We start from the raw sequence: 22,267 nt of genomic DNA, 5'->3' as shown, positions 1-22,267 counted from the left end.
ATGGAACCACAGCAGAAATATGTAGGAAGTCCTGTAATAAAAAAGGACGCTATGGCTCTTGTTACAGGAAAACCGGTATACACAGATGATCTGGCGCCGAAAGACTGTTTAATTGTCAAGGTGGTAAGAAGTCCTTACGCCCATGCTCTGATAGAGGAAATTCAAAAGGATAAAGCTATGAAGGTGCCGGGAATCGCTGCGATTCTTACTTGGGAAGACGTGCCCCAAAAGCGGTTTACTATGGCAGGGCAAACATACCCGGAGCCTAGCCCTTACGACAGGCTGATTTTAGATAAACGCCTTCGTTTTGTAGGCGACGCCGCGGCCATTGTGGCGGGAGAGACAGAAGAAGCAGTGGATAAAGCGATGAAGCTGTTGAAAATTAAATATCAGGTGTTAGAGCCGGTGCTGGATTTTAGAACGGCCAAGGATAACAAAATTTTAGTTCACCCGGAGGATAGCTGGAAAAGCTTATGTCCTGTGGGGGCTGACAATGCCAGAAATCTCTGCGCTTCCGGGGAAGAAGGAAATGGGGATGTGGACCAGGTATTAGAGACCTGCGACCTGATTATTGACCAGACTTATCACACAAAAGCCAATCAGCAGGCTATGATGGAAACCTTCCGGGCCTATTCCTATATGGATACATACGGCCGTCTGACAGTAGTGCCGTCTACCCAGGTGCCCTTCCATGTGCGCCGTATTTTATCCCACGCCTTAGATGTTCCTAAGTCTAAGGTGAGAATAGTAAAGCCCAGAATCGGCGGAGGCTTCGGCGCCAAGCAAACTGTGGTGGCGGAGGTGTATCCGGCGATTGTGACTATGAAAACAGGCCGGCCGGCAAAAATTATATATACCAGGTATGAGTCCCAGATTGCATCATCTCCCAGACATGAAATGGAAATTCACGTGCGGGTGGGAGCTGATTGGCAGGGAAAAATCAGGGCGGTGGACATGTACACATTATCCAATACCGGCGCATATGGGGAGCACGGTCCCACTACAGTCGGCCTGTCCGGCCACAAGTCAATCCCTTTATATTCCTCTGTAGAAGCATTCAGATTCCGGTATGACGTAGTTTACACCAATGAAATGTCTGCGGGAGCATATAGAGGATACGGCGCCACACAAGGTATGTTTGCCCTGGAATCTGCAGTGAACGAGCTGGCAGAAAAGCTGAACATGGACCCTGTAGTTTTAAGGGAAAGGAACATGGTAAAAGAAGGAGACTACATGCCGGCTTATTACGGAGAAACGGCTGGCAGCTGCGCCTTAGACAGGTGCCTGGAAAGAGCCAGAAAAATGATTGGATGGGATGAGAAATTTCCTGCCAGGGATATGGGAAACGGCAAGATGAGAGGCGTGGGAGTGGCCATGTCTATGCAGGGCTCTTCTATTTCAGGAGTGGACGTAGGATCAGTGACTTTAAAGGTAAATGACGACGGCTTTTACAGTATGATGATTGGAGCTGCAGATATGGGAACAGGCTGCGATACAATTCTGGCTCAGATTGCAGCAGATTGTTTAGGATGCAGCGTGGACAATATTGTAGTATCCGGAGTAGATACAGACGTATCTCCCTACGATTCTGGGTCTTACGCTTCCAGTACCACCTACTTAACAGGAAAAGCAGTGGTAAAAACATGTGAAACCTTAATTAAAAAGATTGTGGAAAAGGGAGCGGAATATTTGGAGTCCAGGCCTGAGGAAACAGAATTTGACGGTGAAAAGGTATATACCTTAGACGGCGAAAAGTCTATTTCCCTTCAGGATATTGGAAACAGGGCAATGTGTGGAAACGGTCTTTCCCTGGAAGCCACAGAGTCTCACTCTTCTCCTATTTCTCCTCCTCCTTTTATGGTAGGAATGGCGGAGGTAGAGGTGGATACAGCTACAGGACAGGCGGAATTAATAGACTATGTGGCTGTAGTAGACTGCGGAACTCCTGTAAACCCTAACCTGTGCAGAATTCAGACAGAAGGCGGCTTAGCCCAGGGAATCGGAATGGCTATGTATGAAGAAATCACCTATTCTCCCAAAGGGCAGATGTATGAAAATTCCTTTATGCAGTACAAAATACCTTCCAGACTGGATGTGGGAACTATTCGGGTGGAATTTGAAAGCAGCTATGAAAAATCAGGGCCTTTTGGAGCAAAGTCTATTGGGGAGGTAGTTATTAACACTCCTTCTCCTGCAATCGCCAGCGCTGTAGCCCATGCCACAGGAGTACACATAAGAGAGCTGCCTGTTACAGCTGAAAAAATTTATTTTGGCATGAAGGGGCAGAACAGGAAATAGCTTCTTGTAACTGCTTATTGCATTAGAATAAAAAAAGAGGTATACTAAAACCAGTCTAATGGGACACACCAAAGCTGGCCTGCCCGCTAAGTTTTTTGAGAGGCGGAGGGTTACAGCCAATCAGGAGGTATTGCAATGATTGAAGCAACGAGCTGTGGCGGTGTGGTTATCTTTCGAGGTAAGATTCTGGTTTTGTATAAAAACTATAAAAACAAATATGAAGGATGGGTTTTGCCTAAGGGAACTGTAGAACCTGGGGAGGAGTACAAGGAAACTGCTCTCAGGGAAGTGAAGGAAGAGACTGGCGTCAGCGCCTCCATTATTAAATATATTGGAAAAAGTCAGTATTCCTTCAGTACACCTCAGGACATGGTGGAAAAGGACGTTCACTGGTATTTAATGATGGCGGACAGCTACTACAGTAAACCACAACGGGAGGAATACTTTATGGATTCCGGATACTACAAATTTTACGAGGCGTACCACCTGCTGAAGTTTTCCAATGAAAAGCAGATTCTGGAAAAGGCCTATAATGAATATCTGGAATTAAAGAAGAGCAACCTCTGGGGAAACAAGAAATATTTTTGAGAATGAAAAAGCTGGAAGCGGGGGACACTTTTACAGAGTGTACCCCGCTTCCATTTTCTGCAATAAAAGGAAATGGATGATAATCTCTGTACACTGATGCTGCAGATATAAGTTTTATATGGAGGTGGAAAATGAACAGAAAATTTCATCAGCTGGAAGAAATTCTTGACAGGGCCGGGGCTATTTATGCCGCCCAGAATTTATTTCAGTGGGATAACGAAACCCTGGCGCCGAAAGAGGCGGGAGAAAATACAGGTAAAACAGTTGGAATTCTGGCCGGCATGTATTATGAGATAATGGCCGGAGAGGATTTAGGAAAATTAATAGAGGAATGCAGGCAGCAGGCTGACTTAGACTGGATTTGTCTGTGTACATTAAAAGAAGCGGAGAAGGAAAGACGTCTGATTTCCAGCATTCCCAGAAAAGATTATGAGGAATATACAAAGCTTATAAGCCAGGCGGGAAGGATATGGGCTAAGGCAAAAAGTAAAAAGGACTTTTCCATGTTTGCCCCTGTGCTGGAAACAATTTTGGACTACAAAATAAAAATGGCCCGATTAAATGCAGAAAAAGGGCGGGAGCCTTATGATGTGCTGCTGGCTGGATTTGATGACAGCTTTCTCCAAAAAGAGTTAGATGAATTTTTTTATACAGTGAAGAAAGAATTAGTGCCTTTTTTAAGAGAAATCAGGGAAAAAGGAAGAAAAATTGACAATTGCTTTTTGCAGGGAGATTATAGTGAAGAGGGGCAGGAAAAGCTGGCCAGATTTCTGGCAGAATATATAGGCTTTGATTTTGATAAAGGAGTTTTGGCTGTCAGCCCTCATCCGTTTACAACCAGCCTGCACAACAAAGACGTGCGCATCACCACCCACTATGACAACAGAGTAGACCATTCTGCTTTTTCTGTTATTCACGAGGGAGGACACGGCCTTTATGAAATGGGAATTGACGACAAGCTGACTCAGACTATTTTAGGCCAGGGCGCTTCCATGGCCATGCACGAATCTCAGTCCCGGTTTATGGAAAATTGTATTGGAAGAAGCAAGGCCTTTTGGAAGCCTATTTATGGAAAGGTACAGGAAATATTTCCTAAGGAGCTGGGGAATATTTCGCTGAACCAGTTTATAGAGGGAATCAACAAGGTAGAGCCGGGATTCATCCGTATTAATGCAGATGAGCTGACTTACAGCCTGCATATTCTGGTGCGCTATGAGTTGGAAAAGGATTTAATAGGAGGAAAGCTTTCCGTAAAGGATCTGGAACAGGCATGGGCTGACAAATATAAAGCTTATTTGGGAGTTGAGCCGAAAGACGCCGCAGAGGGAGTGCTGCAGGACATTCACTGGTCTCAAGGTTCCCTGGGATATTTCCCCTCCTACGCCTTAGGCAGCGCTTTTGCCGCTCAAATTTACTGGGCTATGAGAGAAAAAATGGATATAGACAGACTGCTGGAAAAGGGAGATTTAAAAACAATCAGAGAATATTTAAGGGAAAATATTCATTCCTATGGAAAAACAAAGGACAGTTTAAGCCTTATGCGCCAGGCCACTGGAAGGGAGTTTTCTCCTGATTTCTATATTAAATATTTAAAAGAAAAATATAGTCAATTATATTTAGAATCATAAAACAAAAGAAAATAATAAGACAAAAGAGAATAAGTAAGGGAGGAAAGGTTATGGCAGGCATGAAAAAAAGCGGGACAGAGCTGATTGGGAAAACGCCTTTGCTGGAGTTTTGCAATCTGGAGAAAAAGTGGAAGCTGAAGGCCAGGATTGGCGGAAAGCTGGAGTATTTTAATCCGGCGGGAAGCTCCAAAGACAGGGCGGCTTTATTTATGATACGTGACGGAGAAAAAAGGGGAGTTTTAAAGCCTGGGGCGACGATTATTGAGCCTACATCCGGAAATACAGGGATTGGACTGGCCAGTATTGCAGCCGGAAAGGGGTATAAAACTATTTTGACAATGCCGGAAACCATGAGCCAGGAAAGAAGAGATCTGCTTTCTGCCTATGGAGCGGAAATTGTGCTTACAGACGGAAAGGCGGGAATGGCAGGAGCCATAGAAAAGGCCAAGGAGCTGGAAAAACAGATTCCGGGAGCAGTGATTTTAGGCCAGTTTGATAACCCGGCTAATGCGCAGGCTCACAGGGAAACTACAGGGCCTGAAATATGGGAGGATACAGACGGTCAGATCGACGTATTTGTAGCCGGAGTAGGCACGGGAGGCACTATTACAGGAGTGGGAGAGTATTTAAAAAAGAAAAATCCCTCCATTGAGATTGTAGCTGTAGAGCCGTCAGGCTCCCCCTACCTTTCTGAAGGGAAATCAGGCCCTCACGGTCTTCAGGGAATCGGAGCCGGCTTTGTGCCTAAGATTTTGAATACAAAAATATACGACAAAATTATTACTGTATCAGACCAGGATGCATACGAAACAGGAAAGGAAATCGCTGCTTCAGAGGGAATTTTGGTGGGAATCTCTTCAGCGGCAGCCCTGTGGGCGGCCAAACAGCTGGCCTCCAAAAAGGAGTATGCAGGAAAGCTGATTATAGCCCTTCTGCCTGACACGGGAGACAGATACCTTTCCACCCCTTTATTTAAAAAACAGTAATTTCTGAAAGGGCGGAGGCGATTTCCTCCTGATTCATAGAGCTGAGCCGGCTGTTTTGAAATTCCCCTGTAAAAGTTACGTCCCTGCCAAACCACAAAGGGGGAAGGAAGGAGTGGGCTTCCTCCTCATTTGGAAACTCTACCTCCACCAGGGCAAGGCCTAAAAAGGCCCCTTCAAACAGGTCCAGCTCAGCAGTTAAATTTAAGCCGTCCAGAGGAATTAAAAAGCGGACCTTGGAAATTACATTTCCGTCTGCTTTAGATAACAGATGGCTGTAGCTTTCGGCTGTCAGAGGAAGATTGTATTCCTGGCGGACCATAAGTCCTTTGGACTTATAAGTAAGATAGTAGGAATCGTCTTCCCTGCGTATGCGCACAACAGGTTCTGTACACAAATAAGCCTGCTGTATTTTCCTGCAAGGATAAGAGGAAAGAGAGGCGGGCAGTGAATTTACTAAATATTTACGTTCAATTTCCATAAAAACCTCCTAAGTGAAAACCTATGTTTATGTAATATAATAAGACAAAGGCGCCTTTCATATTATAAGCATAGTAACATATAAGCTTGGCAGGTGCAAGGGAGAGGAAAGGAAGGAGTTACAATGATAAAAGTATATGCTTTTTTGGCGCCGGGATTAGAGGAAGTAGAGTGTTTGTCAGCGGCCGATGTAATGATCAGGGGAGGTATGCAGGTGATTCTGGTATCTGCAGGTGATTCCCTGGAAGTAACAGGATCACATGGTTTTACTATAAAGTGCAACTGTATGTTAAAAGATGTCAACTGGGAAGAGGGAGCAGTTTTTTTCCTGCCAGGCGGGATGCCGGGAACCCTGCATCTGGGAAACAGCCAATTTTTGTGCAGCCATCTGGTGAAGGCGGCAGAACAGGGAAAGCATATAGCGGCTATATGCGCCGCTCCCAGCGTGCTGGGGAAAATAGGACTTTTAAAAGGGAAAAAAGCTACCTGCTATCCCGGGTTTGAAAATAGTCTGGAAGGGGCAGAATATACAAGTCAGGGCGTTGTAACAGACAAAAATATTACTACTGCCAGAGGCTTAGGCTATGGGCTGGACCTTGGCCTGGAGATTTTAAATTTGTTTTTTGGCAAAGAAAAAGCAGAGGAAGTAAAATCCTCTATTCAGTATGACCAGTTCTGAGAAAAAAAGCGAAAATACGTAAATTAGTATTGATATTTCAGGAGCCCTTATGTTATAATGCTAACTTGAAGTGTAACGCCCTGGTGGAAGGCGGTTCACATATAGATACAAGGAGGAACCCATATAATGAGTTTACAAGTAGAGAAGTTAGAAAAAAACATGGCAAAGCTGACCATCGAAGTGCCGGCAGAGAAGTTTGTAGAAGCAATTAAGAAAGCATATAATAAGAATAAGAACAGCTTTAACGTTCCTGGTTTCAGAAAGGGCAAAGCTCCTCAGGCTATGATCGAGAAGATGTACGGCGTAGGAATTTTCTATGAGGACGCTGCCAATGAAGTGATTCCTTATTCCTTCGACGAAGCTGCAAAGGAAAGCGGTCTGGACATTGTTTCAAGACCTGAGATTGACGTACAGCAGATGGAAAAAGGAAAAGATTTTATATATACAGCCACTGTTGCTTTAAAGCCAGAGGTAACTCTTGGAGAGTACAAGGGAGTAGAGGTTGAAAAGGCTGAAGCTGTTGTGACAGACGAGGATGTGGAGAAAGAGCTGAAAAAAGTTCAGGATCAGAACTCCAGACTGGTTTCTGTTACAGACAGACCAGTTGCAGACGGCGACCAGGTTATTATTAACTTTGAAGGATTTATTGACGGAAAAGCATTTGACGGAGGAAAGGGAGAAGATTATCCTTTGGTAATTGGTTCTCATTCTTTCATTGATACATTTGAAGATCAGCTGATCGGAAAAAATGTAGGAGATGAGTGCGAAGTTAACGTAACCTTCCCTACAGAGTATCACGCTGACAATCTGGCAGGAAAGCCTGCAGTATTTAATGTAAAGATCAATGAAATTAAGTTTAAAGAGCTTCCAGAGTTAAACGATGAGTTTGCAGAGGAAGTATCTGAGTTTGATACTTTAGAGGCTTACAAAGAGGACGTAAAGAAGAAACTGGCAGAGACAAAGGAAAAGCAGGCTGCTACAGAAAATGAAAACAGAGTAGTGGAGAAGGTAGTAGAGGCTTCCTCCATGGATATTCCAGAGGCTATGATTGATACTCAGGTAAATAATATGATTAACGATTATGCCCGCAGAATGCAGAGCCAGGGTATATCTTTAGACGACTACATGAAATATACAGGCATGACTGTTGACAATCTGAAAGAGCAGATGAAGCCGCAGGCAGTTAAGAGAATCCAGACCCGCCTTGTTCTGGAGGCAATTGCTAAGGCTGAGAATATTCAGGTTTCCGACGAAGCTGTAGAAGGCGAGATCGCAGGAATGGCAGCAGCATACAAGATGGAAGCAGATCAGCTGAAGGAATATATGGGAGAGGCTGAGGTTGCTCATATGAAGGAAGATATGGCTGTTCAGTCAGCTGTAGATTTCCTGGTAGCTGAGGCTAAATTAGTCTAATTGAAAAATGAAGGGGAGGCCGTTGCAGATGGTAGAATTGCCAAAAAGGAATTCGCTGCAGCAGCCTTTTTCCTTAGACAGGAGGAAAATCAAATGAGTTTAGTACCTTATGTCATTGAATCCACCAGCAGGGGAGAAAGGTCTTACGACATTTATTCCCGCCTTTTAAAAGAGAGAATTATTTTTTTAGGAGAGGAAGTAAATGATGTGTCCGCAAGCTTAATCGTGGCCCAGCTTTTATTCCTGGAATCAGAAGATCCTAACAAGGATATTAACCTTTATATTAACAGTCCCGGAGGTTCTGTTACAGCAGGCATGGCAATATATGATACCATGAACTACATCAAATGTGATGTGTCCACAATATGTATTGGCATGGCTGCCAGCATGGGAGCTTTCCTGTTGGCAGGAGGCGCCAAGGGAAAACGTCTGATTCTTCCAAACGCAGAGGTGATGATTCACCAGCCTTCTGGAGGAGCGCAGGGTCAGGCTACAGAGATTCAGATTGTAGCTGAAAAAATACTGCAGACAAAGCATAAATTAAATCAGATTCTGTCTGAAAATACAGGCCAGCCATATGAGGTAATTGAAAGAGACACAGAAAGAGACAATTACATGACAGCCCAGGAGGCTGTTGCCTACGGCCTGGTGGACAGAGTGATTACAAGCCGTTAGTGTTATGAGGAGTATGAAAGAATTGAGGTGTGCAGCATATGCCGGGAAGAGCAGATAATCAGGTCAGGTGTTCCTTTTGTGGAAAGACCCAGGATCAGGTGAAAAAATTAATCGCTGGTTCCAATAATGTTTACATTTGTGATGAGTGCATTGATTTATGCGCAGAGATACTGGAAGAAGAGTTGGATAATCAGGAGGATGGAGATTTTGATTTAAACGACATTAACCTGATGAAGCCAAAAGAGATCAAGGCATTTTTAGATGAATATGTAATCGGCCAGGACGAAGCGAAAAAGGTGCTTTCCGTAGCTGTTTATAACCACTACAAAAGAGTTACATCCAGAAAGAATATGGATGTTGACGTGCAGAAAAGCAATATTCTTATGCTGGGACCTACTGGATCAGGCAAAACCTATCTGGCTCAGACCTTAGCTAAGATTTTAAACGTACCTTTTGCCATTGCAGACGCAACTGCATTAACAGAGGCAGGTTACGTAGGCGAGGATGTGGAAAACATTCTCTTAAAGCTGATTCAGGCCGCTGACTATGATATCAGCAAAGCTGAATACGGAATTATTTATATTGATGAAATAGATAAGATTACAAAAAAATCAGAAAATGTTTCCATCACAAGAGATGTTTCAGGGGAGGGCGTGCAGCAGGCTCTTCTGAAAATTCTGGAAGGCACAGTTGCCAGCGTGCCTCCTCAGGGAGGAAGAAAACATCCTCAGCAGGAGCTGCTTCAGATAGACACAACAAATATACTGTTTATCTGCGGAGGCGCTTTTGACGGCTTAGAGAGAATTATTGAAAACCGTATCAGCGCAGGCTCTATTGGATTTAACGCTGAGATTGTAGACAGAAACCAGATGGATATTGACCAGCTTTTAAAGCAGGTACTGCCTGAGGACTTAACAAAATTCGGTTTAATTCCGGAGTTTATAGGACGTGTTCCTGTAACAGTATCCTTAGAACTGTTGTCCAGAGAAGCTTTGATCCGCATTTTGTCAGAGCCGAAGAACGCCCTGACAAAACAATACCAGAAGCTGTTTGAACTGGATGATGTAAAGCTGGAATTTACGCCGGATGCATTGGAAGCCATTGCAGATCTGGCGTTAAGCAGAAAGACAGGAGCCAGAGGACTGCGCTCTATTATGGAATCTGTAATGATGGATATGATGTATGAAATTCCTTCAGACAGCAATGTGGGAATTTGTACCATAACCAGAGATGTAGTGGAGAAGAAGGGGGAGCCGGAGCTGGTATACAGGGATACGGCTGTGCCTAGAAAATCCATTGCACAAAGGTTTAAGAAAGATAAAACTGGCGAGATTGCTTAGCCGGATTTCAGGTGCTGCATATCCTGCCTTTCCAAAGAATGTTTGGAAAGGCCAGATCTGCGGCGCCTTTTTTATCATATAGGAAAGTTTTTTCTAAGTCCGGCAAGCCGGACTCTTTGTCACTAACATAGAAAATTACAAAAGGAGGAAACAGAATGGAAGAGAGAATAACCATGCCTGTGATCGCCCTGAGAGGGCTGACAGTTCTTCCCAAGATGATGATACATTTTGATATAAGCAGAAAAAAGTCTGTGGCAGCAGTAGAGAGGGCAATGGTGGAGGACCAGAAAGTATTTTTGGTTACTCAGAAAAATCCTGACGACGAAAACCCAGGCCAGGAGGAATTGTTTCAAATAGGCACCATTGCTGTAGTGAAACAATTAGTAAAGCTGCCCAACAATATTATACGCGTTATGGTAGAAGGGCTGGAAAGGGCAGAACTGATTTGCCTGGACGAGACGGAAAGCTTTCTTTTGGGAGAGATTGAAGTCAGAGAGACAGAGGAGGAGGGACTGGATTACGTTATCCGTCAGGCCATGGCCAGAGTTCTAAAAGAAAAACTGGAGGAGTACGGTAAGGAAAATTCCAGGGCGGCCAAAGAGGCTTTGCCAAATCTTTTAGTGCTTACAGATTTAGAGGACTTGATGGATCAGATTGTGATTCAGCTTCCCTGGGATTATACTGTCCGCCAAAGCATTCTGGAGCAGGTGTATTTAAGCGGCAGATATGAGCTGCTTTTAAAAAATATGATGGATGAAATTCAGATTATCCGTGTAAAAAAGGATTTTCAGTCCAAGGTAAAGGCAGCGATTGATAAAAACCAGAAGGATTACATTTTAAGGGAACAGATGCGCATTATCCGTCAGGAGCTGGGGGACGACAACCCAGATTCAGAGGGAGACGAGTACCAGAAGCAGCTGGATCAGCTGAAGGCGGGAAAAGAGACAAAAGAAAAGCTTCAAAAGGAAATCAACCGCTTTAAAAGTATGCCCAGCGGCAGCCAGGAGGCCAATGTGCTGCGGACCTATATAGAAACTCTTTTAGACCTGCCCTGGAATAAGGTTTCCAGAGATAACCAGGATCTTTCCCATGCAGAAGAAATTCTCAATCAGGATCACTATGGTTTGGAGAAGGTGAAGGAAAGAATTCTGGAGTATTTGGCAGTGAGAAGTCTGACAAAAAAGCAGGGCAGCACAATTCTCTGTTTAGTAGGCCCTCCAGGAACAGGAAAAACCTCTATTGCCCGCTCTGTGGCCAGAGCCATGAATAAAAAATATGTGCGCATCAGCTTGGGAGGAGTAAGGGACGAGGCTGAAATCAGAGGACACAGAAAAACGTATGTAGGCGCCATGCCAGGCCGTTTGGTGGAAGGATTAAGGCAGGCAGGTGTCAGCAATCCGCTGATGCTGTTAGATGAAATTGATAAAGTAAGCAGTGATTATAAAGGGGACACCTCCTCTGCTTTGCTGGAGGTGCTGGACGGAGAGCAGAATGTAAAGTTCCACGATCACTATGTAGAGACTCCTATAGATTTGTCCAGAGTTTTATTTATTGCAACAGCCAATAATATTTCTACCATTCCAGGACCTTTATTAGACCGTATGGAAGTGATTGAAGTAAACAGCTATACGGAAAATGAAAAGTTTCATATTGCCAGAGATTATCTGGTAAGTAAGCAGATGGAGAGAAACGGGCTGACAGAAAAACAGTTTTCCATAGACGATCAGGCTTTAAGAAAAATTATTCATAATTATACAAGGGAAGCCGGCGTAAGAAACTTAGAAAGGCGTATTGGAGACATATGCAGAAAGGCTGCCAGAAATGTAGTGGAGGATCAAACAAAGGAAATCTGCGTTTCCCAGGAGCAGCTGGAAACATATTTAGGCAAGGAAAAGGTATCCTTTGAGGACGCCAATGAAGAAGATCAGGTAGGAATTGTAAGAGGACTTGCATGGACAAGCGTGGGAGGAGACACCCTTCAAATTGAAGTAAACGTTATGCCGGGCAAAGGAGAGCTGAAGCTGACAGGGCAAATGGGAGATGTAATGAAAGAATCTGCTCAAATTGCTTTAAGCTATGTGCGGTCTGCAGGGAAGAACTACGGGGCCGAGGACAGTTATTTTGAAAAGCATGACATTCACATTCATATACCAGAGGGAGCTGTGCCTAAGGACGGACCCTCTGCAGGAATCACTATGGCCACAGCTATGATGTCTGCAGTTGCAGAGAAAAAGGTAATGGCAAAGGCCGCAATGACAGGCGAAATTACTTTAAGGGGCCGGGTGCTTCCCATTGGCGGCCTGAAGGAAAAAATTCTGGCGGCTAAAATGGCTCACGTGGAGAAGGTGCTGGTACCGGCGAAAAATAAGCCTGATATTGAGGAGTTGTCAGAGGAAATTACAGGAGGTCTTCACATTATTTACGTAAAGACCATGGATGATGTGCTGAAAGAGGTTTTTGTATGATTATAAAAAATGTAGAGCTGGAGACTGTGTGCGGTATTACCAGCAAGCTTCCTGACCATGTGCTGCCGGAATTTGCATTTGCAGGAAAGTCTAATGTGGGAAAATCATCTTTAATAAACGGGCTGATGAACAGAAAATCCTTTGCCAGAACATCATCTCAGCCTGGAAAAACCCAGACCATTAACTTTTATCTGATTAATCAGCAGCTTTACTATGTAGACCTGCCTGGTTACGGATACGCCAAGGTGGCTGTGGAGGTAAAGGCCAAATGGGGGAAAATGATAGAGCGCTATCTGAAAAACTCCCCTGTGTTAAAATGCGTATTCCTTTTAGTAGATATTCGCCATGAGCCTAACAGTAATGATAAAATGATGTACGACTGGATTCTCCAAAACGGGTATGAGCCGGTAATTATCGCTACAAAGCTGGATAAAATTAAAAGAAGCCAGGTGGCAAAACAGGTGAAAATGATCCGCACAGGTTTAGGCATGGGAAAAGATTCTGTGATTATTCCTTTTTCTGCTGAGACAAAGCAGGGAAGAGAAGAAATATGGGAATATATTGAAAATATGATGGAGACAATTCCTCAAGTAGAGGAGTAGAAAATAGGACAGTATGGCTGGAAAGCATACTGTCCTATTTTTTTTGTTAGGGCAAAGCCCTGTTTACCATTGTGGAGTTTTTCGTTGATCCGAAAAACGGAACTTTGGAAAACAAATAAACCACCTGCTATGCAGGTGAGTTAGAATTGCTTCAGCTTATAGCAAAAAACCTCCAGTGTTATAATTAATGTAAGGTTCGCCAACCGCATTAATAAACAAAGGAGGTATCCATATGGATAGTAACAGTTTATCACATACAAAATGGAATTGTAAGTATCATATTGTATNTTCAGCTTATAGCAAAAAACCTCCAGTGTTATAATTAATGTAAGGTTCGCCAACCGCATTAATAAACAAAGGAGGTATCCATATGGATAGTAACAGTTTATCACATACAAAATGGAATTGTAAGTATCATATTGTATTTGCACCAAAATATAGGAGAAAAATAGCATACGGAAAAATAAAACAGGATATAGCAAATATTTTAAGTATGTTATGCAAAAGAAAAGGTGTAAAAATTGTAGAAGCAGAGATATGTCCAGATCATGTACATAGGCTAGTAGAAATTCCGCCAAGCATTAGTGTATCGTATTTTGTAGGGTATTTGAAAGGAAAAAGTACACTTATGATATTTGAAAGACATACAAATTTGAAATATAAATATGGAAATAGACATTTTTGGTGTCGAGGATATTATGTAGATACGGTAGGGAAAAATGCAAAGAAAATACAGGAATATATAGCAAATCAGTTACAAGAAGATTTGGAATATGATCAGATGACACTGAAAGAGTATATTGACCCGTTTACGGGTGAGCCAGTAAAAGCAAACAAATAAAATAAGCCCTTTAGGGCTTAGTAGGTAAATGATGTTGCGCTTGGCGAACCTATTTCGGTGAGTCTTTAGACTCCAGTGCCGGTAACAGACCCTTATAGGGTCAAAGCAAGCCACCGGCTTAGCCGGTGGTCTTGACTAAATGAAATAAAAAAATATTAAAAAAGACTTTCCATAATATATATAATGCAGTATAATGTCTTATGTCGACAAAATACATAAACCGATATATGCAGAAGAGGTGCAGAATGTTAAAAAAGTATACACGGATTCAACATGAAGGTAAGATTCATTATGGATTATTAAATCAAGATGGAACTGTACAGATTTTAGCGGGAAACAGCCCTGAGAATTTCAGGGAGACAGGGGTGGTAGTTCAGGATTTTAAGCAGCTGTCTATTCCGTGTACTCCAAGCAAGATAGTGGGTACAGGACTGAACTACAAGGATGTGGTTTTAAAGCCGGGAGAATCTCTTCCCACAAAGCCAAAACTGTTTATAAAACCGCCTACAGCTTTAATCGGAGACGGAGACCAGGTTATGCAGCCACCTATGGTAAAAGATCTTTCCTGTGAGGTGGAGTTAGCTATTGTAATAGGAAAGAAATGTAAATGTGTTCCAGAGGGAAAAGCTGAAAATTATATTTGGGGATATACAGTGGCAAATGATATGACTGCCAGCGATTTGCAGGCGGAGGATACACTTTGGGGAAGGGCAAAATCTTTTGATACCTTTCTGCCTGTAGGATCTGTAATTGTTTCAGGAGTAGATCCTTCACAGCTGGAGTTGTGTTCTGAAATTAACGGAAAGCCGGGACAAAAAGGGAATACAAAAGATTTGATAAAAGGGGTTTATTGGCTGGTATCCTATATTTCTCACGTTATGACCTTACTTCCAGGAGATATGATTATTACGGGAACGCCAAGCGGCTATGGAATAAAAGTAAAACCAGGTGATTTTATGGAAATGGAAATACAGCAGCTGGGAAAAATAAGTAATAAAGTAGCAGCTGTAGAGACGCCTTATTATTTTTAGGGCATAAAATTGCAATTATGGAGGTTTATATGGGAGGAGTAATTAAAAATGTGGCCTACCATCTTCAGATTTATGAAATATTGAAGGAAAAAATATTAAGCGGAGAATTAAGATGCAAAGAAAAGATTAATGAATTTGCCTTAGCTCAGGAAATGGGAGTAAGCCGCAGTCCGGTGAGGGAAGCTCTGCGTATGCTGGAACAGGATGATTTAATTGTTCCGGGAAATAACGGGCTAATTGTAAACCCCATGGAATACAAGGATGTGCTGGAAGTTTATGACTGCCGTATTATGCTGGAGCCTTATGCAGCCGGTTTAGGCTGTGAAAATGTAACAGAGGATATTTTAAAACAGCTTCAAGAAATGGTGAGCCAGTCGCTAAAGTGCCATGAACAGGGGAAGATCAGGGAAGTAATACTGTGCAATACAAGCTTCCACGATTTAATTATTAGTCTTTGTTCTAATAAACATTTAAAACGTATTACAGAAAGAACCAGAAGCCTTTCTATGCTGGCCAGGAACCAGGAGCTTGCTGTGTTAAACAGGCCCAAGGAATACCTGGCAGAGCATGAAGAAATTATAGAGGCCCTGAGATCTTTAGACAGAGACAGAGTGGAAGAAAGTGTACGAAGGCATATTATAGGAGATAAAGCATTTTATATTCAATGTGCAAAGGCTAATGGTTAAAGGGAAAGCTCCAGCCATCTGAAACATTCTTCATATGCCTTCTGTCCCTCCGGTCTTGTTAAATTACTGTCAAAATCATGTTCCATGTAGTATACAGGATAAAAATAAGAGCCTGGAATCAATTTTCCCATTTTCTTGGAAATGCCAAAAGGCACGTCCATATCCCCGGAGCTGGCAGTGAGAAATGAAGGAGGCAGAAGGGACAGCTGGGCTTCTGACAAAGAGTAGGCGTTAAGTTCTTTTTGGCTTCCTAAAAGCTCTGTCCAGGTTCCTGTCTGGCGGGCGTAAAGATACAGAAGAAGCCGCTCTCTATTTGGCATATCAGATACAGGATTCTCATTCACTGTCTGGAAGGCCGCTTCCCTGGAAATGGAAGGAAAACTGGCATAATGAGTATTTGGAAGAGAAAATTCCGGCTCTAAAAAGCTGGGATATCCATAAAAAAGCAGAAGGGCCTTGGGCATATTTAAGGCGCCTGTTTTTTTTATTTGCGCAGCCAGCTGCAATGTAAGATAGGCCCCGGCAGACCGTCCAAACAAAATATATTCATTGGAATCTAATGAAAGGGCAGAATTCCAGTTAGATAAAAACCAGGAAATTCCCCACAGGCCGGAGGAGATAATATGCTCCAGATTAGATTCAGGAGCCAGCAGATAATCCATGGCCAGAAAATTATAGCCTGCATTTAAAAACATTTCTCTGTATTTAGACGGAAAATCTTTTCTGGTGCCGGCAAGCAGGCCGCCGCCGTGATAATAAAGAACAGTTTTTCCCCTGGAAGGACCTTTTGCTAAATAAAGGTCCGCCTGAAGATTAAAATTACAGTCGCTGTGAAATGTATATGTGTTCATTGTAAATCCTCCTGATGAATTAGTTTTAAAAGACGGATTGCCAGCTGCGCCAAAAGCACCTGCTCTGGATTGGAAAAATCAAAGTCCAAAAGAGACTGAATTTTCCGCACCCTGTAGTGTATGGTTTTGGTGTGAAGGAACAGGCGCCTGGCTGTTTCCGCCAGATTTTGTCCGGTGTCTAAGTAAGTGGCAAGAGTCAGGAATAAGTCAGGGTGATTTTGGCGGAATATAAAGTAATTTTCCGGCACAAATTCTTTCAGCCGGGACATATTGTCCCCTGAAAGAAATAGCTTGTAGATTCCCAGCTCATCATAGGACATGACCTGGTCAGGCTCCTGGAACAGGCGAAGAATTCTGTGTACATCCAGAATTTGTTTTCCCAGGAACGGAAGGCCTTTAGAAGGCCCCGGACAGCTGACAGCACCTCTGATTTGAAAAGGTACGGCGGGAAACTCCTGATGCAGCTGACTTATCATCTGCTTTATTTTAAAAGAGGTAAGGGCGAAAGCCTCCTTTTCAAAATTTAAAATAACAGTAATCGTATCCTCTTTTTCCTCAGAAGCTAAATGAAACCATTTTTGTCTGCACAAATCGGTAAATGCATGAAAAATCTGATGAGGCTGACTGGAAAGCCAGGGAGAGGAGGCTTTGGAGATCAGTTTTAAAGAAATTACCTGATACCACGCCCCTTTGTTCAGCCGCAGAGTATCTAAGGCCTGAGCCGCCTGCCTGTCTGTATATAAATCCTCCTGAAGGAGATCGTTGACCATGGCGTTTGTCTGGAAAAAGGAGTTTCTGTCTAAAGAGTGCTGTTTTAAAAGCTCCATCTGAATAAAGAATACAAAGTTTTCCACAGTCATATAATCTTCCTGCCTAAGGCTGTCAGCCTGGGTGTGAAGAAGCAGCTGAATATCCTGATTAGTAATATTGGGCACAGATACTCCGCACCAGCTGCAGGAGGAAAGCTCAGAATCTGCCAGATTAGGGCCGGTGCTCAGCAGAATACGATTGTGAAAGTACTGGAAATTCATATATTTATCAGGCTCCAAAGGCCATTTCCCAATAATCTGAAAGGCAGGTGAAACAGAAGAGGTGCTGATAATTTTATTGGCGGTTCTGTTAATCAGAGAAATGTGGCAGCCTAACTGATTTTTCAGCTCCTCCATAATCTGCTCCATAGCAGGTTCCTTCATGGCGAATTTTACCAGCTTTTTGTGTACAGAATAGTGCTGGTTTAAAATGGCTATATTATCATTAATAATAGGACCTAAAATATCCAGAATAATAGCCTCATATCTGGCGTCCCTGGGCAGCTCTAAAAGAGGCAGCTTATGCTTTTTGCAGCAGTCGATTAAATACAGGGGAATAGAAGGCACTAACCGCTCCAGTTTAATTGCCAAAGCGCTGATGCCGCAGGATTTTAGCTTCTGCACAAAGTCCTCCAGCTGATGCTCCTGAAGATCCTTTAAAGCAAAATAGCTGGTCAGTATAAATTCTCCGGGATGGCTCCATTTTTCCACGTCTAAAGCCTCCAAAACCATAACGCCTGTAATGTCCTGACTGCACTCTGATTGGCCTGTAAGCAGTCTGGACCTGCTTAAAGAGGGAAGATTTCTGGCCTGGCTAAGATTCATAAGCGCTCCTTTCAGCAGCATTGGCCGCAAAGTTATTACATCTATATTATCGTTATTATCCGATAACGTCAAGAAATAACCGTGAAAATTTATCTGTCATGGATAAAAAAACAACAAATAATTATACGAGACTGCAGATGAAAAAAATTGCCTGGGCAGTTATAATACTATTTAAGAAACGTAAGGAGGGAATGGTAATGATTTTTACCGTCATTAAGAAAAATTCTTATCAGGATTCCATTAATCTGATGCTGCTGACAAACCGCATCAATCAGCTGGAGGGAGTAACCCGCAGCTCTATTATGATGGGCACAGACGCCAACAAGGATATTTTCAGAAATTCTGGTCTGCTTACAGAGGAAGCAGAAAAAGCTGCTCCCAGCGACATGGTAATTGTGGTGGAGGCTGACCAGGAAAAGATTGTAGATACAGTGCTGGAGGAGACAAAAGTCTTTTTAAACGATCTTTCTGTAAAAAAAGAGCAGGGAGGAGTAAAAAGCGCAAAAAATTGGGACGAGGCTATGAACCTTCTTCCAGATGCTAACGTAGCCTTATTTTCCATTCCAGGAGAGTATGCGGCTCCTGAGCTGGAGGCAGCTTTAGACAGAGGACTTCACGTATTTTCCTTTACAGATAACGTATCTCTGGAGGACGAGATCCGCCTGAAAAAGAAAGCCCATGAAAAAGGACTTTTATTTATGGGACCTGACTGCGGAACAGGAATTATTTCCAGCATTCCCGTTGCCTTTACAAATGTGGTGAGACCGGGAAATATTGGAATTGTAGGCGCTTCAGGAACTGGAATTCAGGAAGTAACCACTATTATAGACCGTCTGGGCGGAGGCGTAATTCACGCTATCGGGACAGGGGGAAGAGATTTAAATGAAAAAGTGGGAGCAATTACAGTAAAGGACGCAGTAGCAGCCTTAGACCGCCATGATCCTACAGATGTAATTGTAGTAATTTCCAAGCCTCCTGCAAAGGAAGTAAGAGATCGGGTAGTAGAACTGCTGCAGAATGTAAGTAAGCCTGTGGTGGCTATATTCCTGGGGGAAAAGCCAGAATGCCATCAGGGCAACGTGTATTTGGCCCACACCCTAGAAGAGGCGGCTGAGATGGCTGTAGATCTGGCAAAAGGGCTGGAAGTAAAGAAAAATTACTGCAAGGCTGTAGAAAATCCTTTAGATCACACCCTGGACGCCGAAAAAACAGTAAAAGGACTTTATTCTGGCGGCACATTGGCTGCAGAGGCAGGCATGATGATCTCCGAGGCTTTAAATCTGGGAGGCCTGATTAAGGAAGAAGGATATATTTTAAAGGCTCAGGGCTATGAGGTCATTGACTTAGGTGATGATATTTACACTCAGGGCAAGCCTCATCCTATGATTGACCCGGAAGTGAGAATCCAGAAAATCCGTCAGTATGCTGCAGATAAAAATACAGGAGTGATTTTGCTGGACTGTGTTTTAGGATACGGCTGCCATCCCGATATGGCAAGAGAGCTGGCTCCTGTTATTAAGGAGTCTATGGAGCTTGCCAAGTCAGAAAACAGAGAGCTGTATTTTGTAGCCACTGTATGTGGTACAGAGGCAGATCCTCAGGATTATCACCAGTCTGCTGCTGTGTTAAAAGAAAGCGGGGCTTTTGTAGCTTTAAGCAACGCTCAGGCAGTGCGTCTGGCTCTGAAGTTAAAAGGACTGGACTGTACAGAGGCAGATAAGGAAATAGAGGCCTACAACGGACCTAAATTCCCTGTGCCTCAGGTAAGCCGGCAGATTATGGAGCTGTTAAATACAAAGCCCAGAATCATAAACGTAGGCGTAGAAAGCTTTAATGAATCTATAGTAAAATATGAGGGAAAATCCTGCCAGTATTCCTGGAAGCCGGCTGCAGGCGGAGATAAAAAACTGATCCGCATTTTAAATGCCATGAACCATATGGAGGAAATTGACCAGTACAACAATCAGGTTGCGGAAAGATTAAAGGACGCTCAGCCTTTCCTGGTAGACGTAGTGCCGGCTTACACTGTAATTCCTCAGCTGAACGGGAAAGTTCTCCTTCACGCAGGTCCGCCTTCCATCACATATCCGGAAATGACAGGGCCGATGCAGGGCTCCTGTATTGGAGCAGTGCTTTTTGAAGGATGGGCAGAAAATGAGGACCAGGCCAAAAGAATGCTGGAAGCAGGAGAAATCCAGTTTATCCCCTGCCACCACGTACACGCGGTAGGTCCAATGGGAGGCATCACCTCCTGCAACATGCCGGTAATGGTGGTGGAAAATAAGCTGGACGGCACCAGAGCCTACTGTATTATGAACGAGGGCATTGGAAAAGTACTTCGTTTCGGCGCTTATTCTAAAGAAGTAGTAGACAGGCTTACCTGGATGAAGGACGTACTGGGACCAGTTTTAGCGGCCGCTTTAAAACAGGTAGAAGGCGGAATTAACTTAAACGTAATTATTGCAAAGGCAATTACAATGGGAGATGAATTCCATCAGAGAAATATTGCAGCTTCCCTGATTTTCCTGAAAGAAGTAGCGCCTTTAATTGTGTCTATGGACTGGGACGGAAAAGAAAAGGAAGAGGTTATTAACTTCCTGGCTAAAACAGACCAATTTTTCCTGAACGTTATGATGGCTACAGGAAAATCTATGGCAGACTGTGCAAGAAAGTTTGAAAAAGGCTGTATTGTAACTGCAATGACCAGAAACGGAAGAAACTTCGGCATCCGCATAAGCGGCCTGGGAGATCAGTGGTTTACCGCCCCTGTCAATACGCCTAACGGCTTGTACTTTACAGGCTTTTCAGAAAAGGATGCAAATCCTGACATTGGAGACAGCGCCATTACGGAAACCGTAGGCGTAGGCGGAATGGCTATGGTTGCAGCTCCCGGAGTTACCAGATTTGTAGGAGCAGGCGGATTTGAGGACGCATTAAAGGTTTCTAATGAGATGGAGGAAATCTGCATTACCCACAATCCAAACTTTACAATTCCAACGTGGGATTTTAAAGGCACGCCTTTAGGCATTGATATCAGAAAGGTTGTGGCAACAGGAATTACTCCTTTAATCAACACGGGAATCGCTCACAAGGAGGCCGGAGTGGGCCAGGTAGGCGCAGGTACAGTAAGAGCGCCTTACGGCTGCTTTGAAAAAGCGTTAATTGCTTATGCAGAGCATTTAGGAATTATTTAATTATTGTATGAGGGTGATAGAGAATGGGGAGCTTAGTAATATGCTCCCCGCCTCTTTTAAAGGGCAGATTGGCGCCTGGGAAAGAGGACAAGGAAAAATTTTTGCCTCTGGTTCTATTCAGGGGATATATAAATCTAGCTTCAATTTAGTATTTCCCAGTGGGATGATTCACGTTGGCAGCCTGAAAAAGCCTCTTTGCTGCTTTGGGATAGGAGTGGAAGAGGGGGAGCTGAGAAAGATTTTAGATTCCTGCTGTGAAAATCACCAGGCTTTTTTAAAAAAAGACGGCCTGTGGATTTACGGAAAAAACCAGCAGTTTTGCTTAAAGCTGGATGATTTTATACAAAAGGATTTGCAGATTCCCATTATAAATGTAAAAGAGAAAAATTTATATGAGGATGTGCAAATGCTTCTGGAATGTATGGATCTAAAATCACATGCAGGCTTAGACACAGAATCAGAAAAATTTAAAACCTGCTGTGAAGGCCTAATAAAGGGGAATAGAACAGAACTAAAGCAGGCAGTCCTTTACTTAGTGGGAAGAGGAATGGGGCTGACTCCTTCAGGGGACGACATTTTATTAGGCTATACAGGACTGTTAAAGGCAGCAGGCCTTCACCGCCAGGTGGAGGAAATTTTAATCAGCCATGTGTCTGGAAATACCACGGAGGTAAGTCTGAATTATTACAAGGCTTTATTTTGGGGGTATGTAAATTGGGACTTTAAAAAGCTTTTAGAGTGTCTGGTTCATAAAGAAGCAGCAAAACCTTATATAGAAAGTATAAAAAGCCTGGGCCATACCTCAGGCTGGGATACATTGCTGGGGCTGTTAATAGGACTGAAGAAAATGGGGAAGATGTGAAAAAAGGAAGGATAACA

18 protein-coding genes are annotated in these 22,267 nt (G+C 43.3%); 15 read left to right on the top strand and 3 right to left on the bottom strand.

The window, feature by feature from the left end; translation table 11 throughout:
- The 4 genes from C1A07_RS01935 (at position 1) to cysK (ending at position 5,500) form a co-directional block, all read left to right on the top strand.
- Positions 1–2,298, top strand: coding sequence for a xanthine dehydrogenase family protein molybdopterin-binding subunit (locus C1A07_RS01935; RefSeq protein ID WP_101875611.1), 2,298 nt, complete (start codon positions 1–3; stop codon positions 2,296–2,298).
- Between the two features lie 135 nt (positions 2,299–2,433).
- Positions 2,434–2,886: an NUDIX hydrolase gene (locus C1A07_RS01930; RefSeq protein ID WP_101875610.1), complete on the top strand. Its 453-nt coding sequence runs from the start codon at positions 2,434–2,436 to the stop codon at positions 2,884–2,886.
- Positions 2,887–3,017: 131 nt separating this feature from the next.
- Entirely contained in the window at positions 3,018–4,514 is a 1,497-nt protein-coding gene (locus C1A07_RS01925; RefSeq protein ID WP_101875609.1) for a carboxypeptidase M32, read from the top strand.
- A gap of 50 nt (positions 4,515–4,564) precedes the next feature.
- Positions 4,565–5,500, top strand: coding sequence for a cysteine synthase A (cysK, locus tag C1A07_RS01920; protein ID WP_101875608.1), 936 nt, complete (start codon positions 4,565–4,567; stop codon positions 5,498–5,500).
- On the opposite strand, the gene C1A07_RS01915 is transcribed toward cysK, so the two are convergent.
- Positions 5,487–5,978, bottom strand: a complete 492-nt coding sequence (locus C1A07_RS01915) for a CYTH domain-containing protein (protein ID WP_101875607.1) — start codon at positions 5,976–5,978, stop codon at positions 5,487–5,489. The two genes, cysK and C1A07_RS01915, sit on opposite strands and share 14 nt — an antisense overlap.
- 123 nt (positions 5,979–6,101) lie before the next feature.
- Between C1A07_RS01915 and C1A07_RS01910 the strand changes: the two genes are divergently transcribed.
- The 9 genes from C1A07_RS01910 to C1A07_RS01865 all read left to right on the top strand — a co-directional run bounded on the left by C1A07_RS01910 (position 6,102) and on the right by C1A07_RS01865 (position 15,709).
- On the top strand, positions 6,102–6,656 hold the full coding sequence (locus C1A07_RS01910) for a DJ-1 family glyoxalase III (protein WP_101875606.1): 555 nt from the start codon (positions 6,102–6,104) through the stop codon (positions 6,654–6,656).
- 126 nt (positions 6,657–6,782) lie between these two features.
- On the top strand, positions 6,783–8,069 hold the full coding sequence (gene tig / locus C1A07_RS01905; RefSeq protein WP_101875605.1) for a trigger factor: 1,287 nt from the start codon (positions 6,783–6,785) through the stop codon (positions 8,067–8,069).
- A gap of 36 nt (positions 8,070–8,105) precedes the next feature.
- Positions 8,106–8,744 carry an ATP-dependent Clp endopeptidase proteolytic subunit ClpP gene (clpP, locus tag C1A07_RS01900; RefSeq protein ID WP_278321074.1) on the top strand — a complete coding sequence of 213 codons (639 nt, stop codon included), beginning with the start codon at positions 8,106–8,108 and terminating at the stop codon, positions 8,742–8,744.
- A 38-nt stretch (positions 8,745–8,782) separates the two neighbouring features.
- Positions 8,783–10,084 (top strand): ATP-dependent Clp protease ATP-binding subunit ClpX, encoded by a 1,302-nt coding sequence (gene clpX, locus C1A07_RS01895; RefSeq protein WP_101875604.1) that lies wholly within the window; start codon positions 8,783–8,785, stop codon positions 10,082–10,084.
- 155 nt (positions 10,085–10,239) lie between these two features.
- A complete protein-coding gene (gene lon / locus C1A07_RS01890; protein WP_101875603.1) occupies positions 10,240–12,549 on the top strand; it encodes an endopeptidase La in 2,310 nt (769 codons plus the stop codon).
- The gene (yihA, locus tag C1A07_RS01885) at positions 12,546–13,151 is read left to right on the top strand and encodes a ribosome biogenesis GTP-binding protein YihA/YsxC (protein ID WP_101875602.1); all 606 of its coding nucleotides are present in this window, start codon (positions 12,546–12,548) and stop codon (positions 13,149–13,151) included. The genes lon and yihA overlap by 4 nt, the downstream gene beginning before the upstream one ends.
- Before the next feature lie 370 nt (positions 13,152–13,521).
- Positions 13,522–13,992, top strand: coding sequence for an IS200/IS605 family transposase (tnpA, locus tag C1A07_RS01875; protein WP_101875601.1), 471 nt, complete (start codon positions 13,522–13,524; stop codon positions 13,990–13,992).
- 245 nt (positions 13,993–14,237) lie between these two features.
- Positions 14,238–15,023: a fumarylacetoacetate hydrolase family protein gene (locus C1A07_RS01870; RefSeq protein WP_101875600.1), complete on the top strand. Its 786-nt coding sequence runs from the start codon at positions 14,238–14,240 to the stop codon at positions 15,021–15,023.
- Positions 15,024–15,052: 29 nt separating this feature from the next.
- Positions 15,053–15,709, top strand: coding sequence for a GntR family transcriptional regulator (locus tag C1A07_RS01865; RefSeq protein WP_180952153.1), 657 nt, complete (start codon positions 15,053–15,055; stop codon positions 15,707–15,709).
- Here C1A07_RS01865 and C1A07_RS01860 read toward each other — a convergent pair.
- Both C1A07_RS01860 and C1A07_RS01855 read right to left on the bottom strand, forming a co-directional pair.
- Complete coding sequence (locus C1A07_RS01860; protein WP_101875598.1) at positions 15,706–16,560, bottom strand: alpha/beta hydrolase; 855 nt, start codon at positions 16,558–16,560, stop codon at positions 15,706–15,708. The two genes, C1A07_RS01865 and C1A07_RS01860, sit on opposite strands and share 4 nt — an antisense overlap.
- The gene (locus tag C1A07_RS01855; RefSeq protein ID WP_180952152.1) at positions 16,557–18,194 is read right to left on the bottom strand and encodes a PucR family transcriptional regulator; all 1,638 of its coding nucleotides are present in this window, start codon (positions 18,192–18,194) and stop codon (positions 16,557–16,559) included. Before C1A07_RS01855 ends, C1A07_RS01860 begins: the two co-directional genes overlap by 4 nt.
- Before the next feature lie 137 nt (positions 18,195–18,331).
- Here C1A07_RS01855 and fdrA point away from each other — a divergent pair, with 137 nt between their 5' ends.
- Together fdrA and C1A07_RS01845 are read left to right on the top strand one after the other, a co-directional pair.
- The gene (gene fdrA, locus C1A07_RS01850; protein ID WP_330399387.1) at positions 18,332–21,388 is read left to right on the top strand and encodes a bifunctional FdrA/YlbE family protein; all 3,057 of its coding nucleotides are present in this window, start codon (positions 18,332–18,334) and stop codon (positions 21,386–21,388) included.
- Between the two features lie 7 nt (positions 21,389–21,395).
- The gene (locus C1A07_RS01845; RefSeq protein WP_101875595.1) at positions 21,396–22,250 is read left to right on the top strand and encodes an oxamate carbamoyltransferase subunit AllH family protein; all 855 of its coding nucleotides are present in this window, start codon (positions 21,396–21,398) and stop codon (positions 22,248–22,250) included.
- The last annotated feature ends 17 nt before the right edge of the window (positions 22,251–22,267 follow it).

Source organism: Lachnoclostridium edouardi, assembly GCF_900240245.1.
Classification (GTDB): Bacteria; Bacillota; Clostridia; order Lachnospirales; family Lachnospiraceae; genus Lachnoclostridium_A; species Lachnoclostridium_A edouardi.
The sequence above is the reverse complement of the archived record's forward strand: the minus strand, read 5'-3'. Positions and strand labels throughout refer to the sequence as shown.